This window comes from Streptomyces sp. NPDC000878 (assembly GCF_053599695.1).
Genome location: NZ_JBSFMT010000002.1, coordinates 394,980 through 403,346, shown reverse-complemented (window position 1 = coordinate 403,346; position 8,367 = coordinate 394,980). Strand labels below are relative to the sequence as shown.

Sequence of the window (8,367 nt, the reverse complement as noted above, 5' to 3'; positions counted from 1 at the left end):
TGACAGAGAAGGAGCTCGGCGCCACGACCGCGGACACCGGGACGGGAAGAACCGGTGCCGCGTCTTGGGGGGAGTGGGCAGAGGGCTACTTGGTCTTGGTCTTGGGCTTGTAGCCCGTCACCTTCGCGATCCAGGTGATGAAGTCCGCCGCGTCGTCGTTCGCCCCGTGCCCCGAGTCCCAGTACATCAGCGCGTTCACGTCGTCGCCCAACTGCTCAAGGCTCGCGGCGAGGTTGCCCACCACCGACAGCGACGTGTCGCTGTCCTTCGTGCCGACCCGGATCCACCAGTGTTTCGCCCGCCCCGGGTTCCGCTTCGCGATGAACGGCATCGGGTTCATCAGCGTCAGCTTCTCGGGCAGGTCGCTCGCCAGCCGCGCACTGCTACTGCCCTCGTGCCGCAGGCTGTACAGGGTGAAGTGGCGGGCCTGAGTCGTCCCCGTGCCGAACAGGTTGTTCTCCCCGGCGGACAGATCGAATGCGTCGAACGCCGGCGTGTCCTTCTTCCGCGCCCCCACATGCGTCAGGAAGTCCGCCCAGGTGAACGTCGCCTTCCCACCGGCCCACGTGATGAAGGTGTTCGCCGCGAGGTACGTCGAACGCGCCGACTCCGAAAGGGAGTTGAGGTACTTGGTCGCGGCCGGCCGGAGGTAGGTCTCCAGCAGGTGGTCGTCCAGGTTGCGTGCCGTCAGCGCGCCGAAACCGCGCGCCCGGAGCTTCAGTGACGCCTGGTACTCCGTGAACGCCGTGCTCAGTTCCTTCGACACCGTCTGGTCCACCAGCGAGCCCGAACTCAGCTTGTTGGCGCCCCAGTTCCACTCGTACGCCATGTCCGCGTGTTCGAGGTCGGTGATCGGGCACCAGTACCCACTGGCGAAGATCGCGTCGCTCGCGTCGGCCGCGCCCAGCGCCGTCAGGTACTCGGCGTACAGCGGGCTGTCGCCCGACGCCCCGAGCAGCGCGGACAGGGCGCCGCCGGCACTCGTACCGGAGGACACGATCCGGTCGGTGTTGCCCGGGATACGGCCCTTGTTGAAGCGGAGGTAGCGGACGGCCGCCTTGAGGTCGACGATCGCCGCCGGCGCCGTGCCGTAGTACGTGCCGGACGAGTCGACCAGCGTACGGCCGCGCGCCCCCGGCTCCACGACCACGTACCCCGCCGCGAGCCCCAGCTTGGCGTTGCTCACCATCTCGCCCTGCTGATCCACCTGGGCGTTGCCGCCGGACGCGACTTCCCCAGAGGCAGAGGCAGACGGAGCCGCACCACCCGGCGCCCCCGTCATCCCCCCGCCCCCGATCCCGGTCGCGTCCGCAACCGACGACGGCAGGTACCCGCCCACCGAGTTGGCGAACAGGACGGGCGCCCGGGTCGCGTCCACCGCCGTACCGTCGATCTTGACCGGGACGCTGACGTTCAGGCTCTGGTACTTCTCGTCGACCGGGTTCGTGACGTACGTGATCGCCTTGTAGAAGTGGTACGTCACCGACTTGTCACCGGCGTCCGTGGTGATCGTCGTGGTCAGCTCGGTGTACGCGTCCTTGTCGAAGACGAGCGCGCCGGACGAGGACGAGGACGAGGACGTCGAAGACGACGAGGACTCCGAACCGGCCATGGCCTCGTTGTTCACGAACGTGGCGATCGCCGGGACGGCCACTGCCGCGCCCAGTCCTCCGATTACGGTCCTGCGCTTCACGATGTCTCCTCGGTCCGTGAGGGAGTGTCTGCGCATGCGAACGTAATTTGATGGCGGCAAAATCGTCAACAATTTCGTTGAACTCATCGCCAACGCACAGCGGACCCTTATGGGCCGGACATCCGCGCCCTACGCCTCAGCCATCCGCACCAGCAGCCCCCGCAGCAGCACCCGCTCCTCGTCCGACAGTCCGGCCAGCGGCTCCCGGGCGAAGTTCAGGGACTCGCGCAGGCTCCGTGCGACCCGGACCCCTTCCTCCGTGCACGCGGCCAGCTTCACCCGGCGGTCCGAGGGGTCCGGGCGGCGCTCGACCAGACCCCGGGACTCCAGCCGGTCCACGATCCCGGTGACGTTCGACGGCTCGCACCGCAGCTTCCGCGCCAGCTGCCGCATCGGCAGCGGTCCCAGGGAGAGCAGACTCAGCAGGCGCGCCTGTGCCCCGGTGAGGGAGTGCTGGGTGGCCGCCTCCTCGTACTCCTGGTGGTAGCGGGCCACGACCGCGCCGATGAGGTCGACGACTTCAAGGGTCAGGGGGTCGGGGCGGCGGGTCTTCTCCGGTGTGGCCATGCCTTCCAGGCTACCCCTTTACTTGACACCATGAAATATTCAGGAGCATCATTGTTTCAGGTACTGAAGCATCTAGGTATCTGAAACATCTGAGCCGCACCGGAAGGTCCCCCTCATGTCCGACAGCTCCGCCCCCGCGCTCCCCACCGTCAACCGTGAATGGCACCTGATCAGCCGTCCGGTCGGCCGGCCCAAGGTCGAGGACTTCGCCCTGGTCGAGTCCGCGGTCCCGCAGCCCCGTGAGGGCCAGGTGCTGGTGCGGAACCTGTACGTGTCCGTGGACCCGTACATGCGTGGCCGGATGAGCGACGCCAAGTCCTATGTCGCCCCCTTCGAGCTGGGCAAGGTCATGCAGGGCGGGGCCGTCGGCGAGGTCGTCGCCTCCAACGCCGAGGGTCTCTCCGTCGGCGACCACGTCCTGCACTTCCTCGGCTGGCGCGAGTACGCGGCCGTGAACGCGAAGGACGCCGTCAAGGTCGACGCCGAGGCCGCGCCGCTGTCGACGTACCTCGGCGTGCTCGGCATGACCGGCCTCACCGCCTACGCGGGCCTTCTGCGTACCGCCTCCTTCAAGGAGGGCGACACGGTGTTCGTGTCGGGCGCCGCCGGTGCCGTGGGCGGCCAGGTCGGACAGATCGCCAAGCTCAAGGGCGCCTCCCGGGTCATCGGCTCCGCCGGGTCGGACGACAAGGTCAAGCTGCTGGTGGAGGAGTACGGCTTCGACGCCGCCTTCAACTACAAGGACGGGTCGGTCAGCGAGCAGCTCCGCAAGGCCGCCCCCGACGGCATCGACGTGTACTTCGACAACGTGGGCGGTGACCACCTGGAGGCGGCCATCGGCTCCCTCAACCTGCACGGCCGGATCGCCATCTGCGGCATGATCTCCGTCTACAACAACACGGAGCCCGCCCCCGGCCCGAAGAACCTCGCCCGTCTCATCGCCACCCGTGGCCGTATCGAGGGCCTCCTCGTGGGCGACCACTACGACCTCCAGCCGCAGTTCGTCCAGGAGGTCGGCGCCTGGGTCCGCTCCGGTGAGCTCAAGTACCGCGAGACGGTCGTCGAGGGCATCGAGAACAACCTGGAGGCGTTCTTCGGGGTCCTGCGCGGCGACAACACCGGCAAGATGATCGTCAAGTTCTGATCCAACGGGCCTTGTTGGCGGCCTTCTTGGCACGCTGAACCGCCAGGCCCTCTCGGCGCTACGACCGAGGCCGCACCCCTGGACGTGGGGTGCGGCCTCTTCCGATGGGACCGATGAGCACTCGGAGCCGCTGCTCAGCCGCGCAGCGCCGCCGAGTGAACCGCCCGTACGAACCGCTCGTTCTCCGGTGCCGCGCCGCCCGGGAAGGCGAACCGGCGGCGGGTGTAGCCGTAGGCCAGGCCGCTGTGCGGGTCGGCGAAGGCCTGGGAGCCGCCCGCGCCGCTGTGGCCGATCGTGTTGGCGCCGAGGAACGGGTAGGCCACGTCCGCGGTCTTCTGGAAGCCCAGGCCGAACGACCTGTGGGCCCTGGACACCAGGTCGTAGCCGGTCGAGTGGAACTGGCCGAACTCCGCCACCGTGTCCGGTTTCAGCAGCGGCGAGTGCTCCCCGACCTCACTGATCGCCGCCGCGTACAGCCCGGCCAGCCCCCGCGCCGACGCCACCCCGCCGAACGAGGCAGGCCCCTTGGTGCGGATCACCCGGTGGTTGGGCAGTGATTCGAGGTCGGTGGGCTCGGCCCCGTGGCGGTTGTAGGCGATCGACGCGAGCGTGTGCGGACCGGAGGGGAGCGAGTCCAGCAACTGCCTCTCCTCCGGCGTCGGTCGCATCGGCTGGACGGTACGGAAGCGGGGCTCCAGCGCCTCCGGCAGCCCCAGGTAGAAGTCGAGGCCGTACGGGGCGCGCACCCGCTCCTCGTGGACCTCCTGGAGCGTACGGCCCGTGGCGCGCCGGACGATCTCGCCGGTCAACGCGCCGATGACATAGGCGTGGTAGCCGAATGCCGTCCCCGGGCGCCAGAACGGACGCTGGTCCGCGAGGCGTTCGGCGATCACCCGGTCGCAGGCCAGCTCCTCCAGGGTGAACCCGGTGTCGGCGCCGATCAGGCCGGCCCGGTGCGCGAGCAGGTCGCGCAGGGTCAGGGTCGACTTGTCCTCGGCGGCGAACTCCGGCCAGTAGTAGGTGACTTTGCGGTTCAGCTCCAGGGTGCCCTCCTGGACCAGGACGGCGACCACGAGATGGGCGGCGCCCTTCGTGGCCGAGTACACGCCGTAGAGGGTGTCCGGTCCGGTGTCCGGGCCCGCCCACAGGTCGACGACCCGCCTGCCGTGCACATACGCGCACAACTGGCCCTCGTAGTCCGGCAGTTCACCGGCGACGAAGCCGGCGAACTCCTCCCGCACCGCCTCGAACCCGTCGCTGACAGTGCCGTGGATCTCCTGCGTCATCCGCTCTCCTCACCTACTGCAGCTGTGCCGTGCGGGGCGCCACTGTGAACAACGCCCGTGCGACCTGCGCGAACTCCCCCTTGGGATGATCCCGGAAGAGCGGCTCCGTGCCGAACAGTACGGCTCCCGGGCCGCTGACCACGGAGGGTCGTCCGGACGCGGCCGTGGGGCCGCCCGAGCCGTCCTCCAGCGCCCGCCAGTGCCCGGAGACGAGGGGGTTGCCGCTCGCGTACGACTGCTCGACCCGGACTGCGGGGCCGAGATCGGTGAACCAGACGGGCGCGTACACAAAGCCGTGGCCGGGGGCACCGGCAGTCACCGGCCCCGAATTCACCACCCGTACAACGCCGTTGGCATCCCCGTTCCCCTCGACCGCCTTGACCGCCAGAACTCCGGCGGCGGAGTTGAGCGCGGCCCCGACGGCACCCCGACCCACGAGCCCCCGCGAGTCGAGGAAGGAGTCAAGTGCCGTACGGGCGGCCGGGTTGAGCCCCTCGTACTGCACCCCCTGCGACACGAACAGCACATCCACCCCCGACCAGTCGAAACCGGCGTTGAGGACGTCCGTCGACACCGGAGTCACCTCGAAGTTCATCTCCCGCAGCGCGAACAGCTCCCCGGGCGTGACGGCAGCCGCCACCCGGGTGCGACGCAGAGCCGTCGTACCGGTCGTCTTCGTGGCGTCGAAGGCCACGTCATACGTACGGGCCGCCACGACCGCCTTCGCCCGCGCCGACGCCGGGACGATCGCACTGCCGTCCACCGCCCGCCGTACCGAAACCCCGGCCCGGAGAAGGGAGTTGAGGGCGGCGATCTCACGCGCGTCGTCCAGCCGCAGCCGCAGATCACCACGCGGGGCGACATACCCGACCCGCGTCGCAGCGCTCACCGCCCGCACGGGCACGCCCGACAGGCTGCCGCTGACGACCGGTTGGACGGTCGCGCCCCACAACCGGCCCAGGCTCCAGCCCGAGATGTCGTACATCACCGACACCTTGTCGCTGATGTCCCGGCCGTCGGCGAGCAGCACATTGGCGAGCCCGCGCTTCGGCTGGCGCATGTCGACGACGTACGAGCCCTTCGCGTACGTCCGTCCGCCGAGCCGGAAGGTGTGGGTCGCGCGGCTCACCCGGACGTCGTTGGCGAGCAGCTGGTCGACCAGCCGGGCGGCGGCGGGCGCGGAGCGCTGGGCCGAGGCGCCCGCCGGGATGACGTACGCCCAGGGGAAGGTGGTCGTGTAGACGTCCTCAGGACCGATGCCCGGAACCCCGGGGACGGTCTCGGCCGACACCAGTACCTGCGCGGCCCCCGCCGCCCCGCGCCGGAAGACCTCGATCTGGTCGGCGACGAGTGAAGTCCGGTGATCCTGGACGTAGTCGAGGGTCGCGTTGATGGCGGCCCCCGCCACGGCGACGTTGATCGCGGAACGGCGGCGCAACTCGTCGGCCGGAAGGGTGTCGTAGGCGCGGTTGTTGACCGTCAGCGGGATCTCGACGGTGTGTGCGGCGACCGTGCCGTGGAAGGCCGCGTACTGCGGGGTGAAGATCGGCGGCCAGTCGTCCCAGCCCTCCTCCTGATCCCGGAACGGGATCTGGGCGGCCTCGACGCCGTCCTTCGCCGGGGTGTAGCCGAGGCCGTTGACGGCGGCCTCCATCCCGAGGGCGTTGGCGTAGGTGTTCTTCAGAAAGAGGTCGTATTCGTAGTTCTCGCCGTGCGGGGGAGTGGTGGGCTCGATGAGCGTGCCGTTGACGTATCCGTGCAGGTCGAGCATGACGGTCGGCTGCTTGTCGATCCCGATCTGCCGCATCGCCCGCCCCTCGGGCTGCGAGGAGGTCACGAAGTCCCGGTTCAGATCGAACCCGTTGGCGTTGGCCCGGGTGCCGGCGATCCGGCCGTCCGGATTGGCGGTGATGTTGAAGTAGAGGCGGGAGTGGGCGAGCAGGTCCTTCGTTTTGGTGTCGGTGGCTGTCGCGAGCCGCTCGATGAGCTTCAGCGAGGCGTCGGTGCCCTCCCACTCGTTGCCGTGGATGTTGTTGTTGACGAAGACGGGCGCCTTGTAACTCCGTTTCACGGCTTGGCTCTTGGCGGCGACCGCGGGCGCGTTCTCGATCAGCTCGCGCATGCCCTCCTGGGCGCGCGTCTGGGCCGCGCTCTCCGGCGCGGTGACCGTGACGAGGTAGAGCCGGTGCCCGCCCGCCGACCGGCCCGCGACCTCGACGCTCACCCGGTCGCCCAGCCGCTGAAGGGCGTTCAGCTTCGGGGCGATGGCGTGGTACGGGACCAGGCCCAGCTTGATGGACTTGTCGGCCGGGTTCACCGGGTCCGGGGACAGGGTCTGCTCACGGGGGTAACCGCGGCCGGTGCGGGTGAGGTCGGTGACGGGGGCGGTGAGAGCGCGGGTGGCGGCGCCGGCCGGGGCGGTGGCGGCGCGTTCGCCGCCCCCGGCCAGGGAGGACCGCTCACTGTCCGCCCCCTCCCGGGTCACGGGCTTGCGGTCGGCGTTGGCGATGTGGGGGGTGAGCAACAGCGAGCCTGCCGTGGTGACGGCGAGGGCGGCGAGCAGAACAGGGCGCGGCGGAACGGGTCTTGTACGACGCACGCGTACGTCCTCCATGGATTCCTGTGTTCTGTGCTTCCTGAGATCGGTACGGCGAGATGTACCCCCTCGACTCAACGCCAACAAGAGCGTCTCCGCGCCACGGATGCCCCGGATGGCGCATGCCGGAGGGGCCGGAAGGGGCATCCTGACTGCGAGAGACGAGACGAGGAGAGCCGGCCGATGGCAACGATTCCTTCGCTTACTTCGCTTCCTTCGCTCCCCAGCCGGGAGGACGTCCTGCGCATGGCCCGCAGTACGACCGACATCACCGGCCAACTCCTGGACACGGCGGGGAACATCACCAGGATCGCCGTCAACACCCTTGACCCGAGAGACGGTTCGGGCGCGGAGGCCCTGCGCGTCCTGCGCAGGACCACCGCCGACCTGGCCGAGGCGAGCGCGTCACCGCAGGCCCAGGAGGCCTTCTACCGCATCGTCGACACCCTCACCCGGCTCGGCACCACCGGCGCCCCGCTCGCGGTACACCCCGTGAGCGAGCCCGCACAGGCCCTGCTGACCGCCCTCGGCGACAGCCTGCTGCCGGTCCTGGACGCGGTGGAACCGGCCGTGGAGGAGGTCGCGGAGGCGCTCGGCGAGTTCGTGGACGCGCTGTCCCCGCTGCTGCCCGCGGCGGCGGGCCTGACCGCCGGAGTCCTCCTCGCCCTCACCCCGCTGATCCGCGCGGCGGCGGAGGTCCTGCGCGACGGCACCCCCGAACTCCGCCGTATCGCCGACGCGTTGACGTCCACCGTGGCACCTCTGATGCCCCTCCAGGTCGCCCTGGCCGAACGCGCGGCGGCAGCCGGAGCGGGCGTCGTCCGCGCGACCCTGTCCCCCCTGGCCGACCTCACGGAAGCGGCGGCGGCCTCGACGAAGGCGGCCCGCCCGGTACTGATCGCGGGGGAGGAGCTGCTGGTCGCGAGCCTGGAACAACTCCAGCCCCTCCTCATGGCCACGGCCTCCCGCACAGGACGGGTGGCGAGGGCGGCGGCGGTACGGGTGTCGGCGGCGGTGTCACCGAGGGCGGACGGCCCACTCGTGGTGGCCGCTGTCAGCCCGTCCGGTGTTTGAGGACGAG

6 protein-coding genes are annotated in these 8,367 nt (G+C 70.0%); 2 read left to right on the top strand and 4 right to left on the bottom strand.

Annotated elements, in window-relative coordinates:
• Positions 1–85: 85 nt before the first annotated feature.
• The gene (locus tag ACWDR4_RS03545) at positions 86–1,729 is read right to left on the bottom strand and encodes a subtype B tannase (RefSeq protein WP_450403310.1); all 1,644 of its coding nucleotides are present in this window, start codon (positions 1,727–1,729) and stop codon (positions 86–88) included.
• Positions 1,730–1,822: 93 nt separating this feature from the next.
• Positions 1,823–2,260, bottom strand: coding sequence for a MarR family winged helix-turn-helix transcriptional regulator (locus ACWDR4_RS03540; protein ID WP_450403308.1), 438 nt, complete (start codon positions 2,258–2,260; stop codon positions 1,823–1,825).
• Between the two features lie 115 nt (positions 2,261–2,375).
• On the opposite strand from ACWDR4_RS03540, the gene ACWDR4_RS03535 reads away from it, so the two are divergent.
• A complete protein-coding gene (locus ACWDR4_RS03535; RefSeq protein ID WP_450403304.1) occupies positions 2,376–3,404 on the top strand; it encodes an NADP-dependent oxidoreductase in 1,029 nt (342 codons plus the stop codon).
• 134 nt (positions 3,405–3,538) lie between these two features.
• On the opposite strand, the gene ACWDR4_RS03530 is transcribed toward ACWDR4_RS03535, so the two are convergent.
• Positions 3,539–4,690 carry a serine hydrolase domain-containing protein gene (locus ACWDR4_RS03530; protein ID WP_450403303.1) on the bottom strand — a complete coding sequence of 384 codons (1,152 nt, stop codon included), beginning with the start codon at positions 4,688–4,690 and terminating at the stop codon, positions 3,539–3,541.
• A gap of 13 nt (positions 4,691–4,703) precedes the next feature.
• Positions 4,704–7,289, bottom strand: a complete 2,586-nt coding sequence (locus tag ACWDR4_RS03525) for a M14 family zinc carboxypeptidase (RefSeq protein WP_450403301.1) — start codon at positions 7,287–7,289, stop codon at positions 4,704–4,706.
• A gap of 180 nt (positions 7,290–7,469) precedes the next feature.
• On the opposite strand from ACWDR4_RS03525, the gene ACWDR4_RS03520 reads away from it, so the two are divergent.
• Positions 7,470–8,360, top strand: coding sequence for a hypothetical protein (locus ACWDR4_RS03520; RefSeq protein ID WP_450403300.1), 891 nt, complete (start codon positions 7,470–7,472; stop codon positions 8,358–8,360).
• Positions 8,361–8,367: the final 7 nt, after the last annotated feature.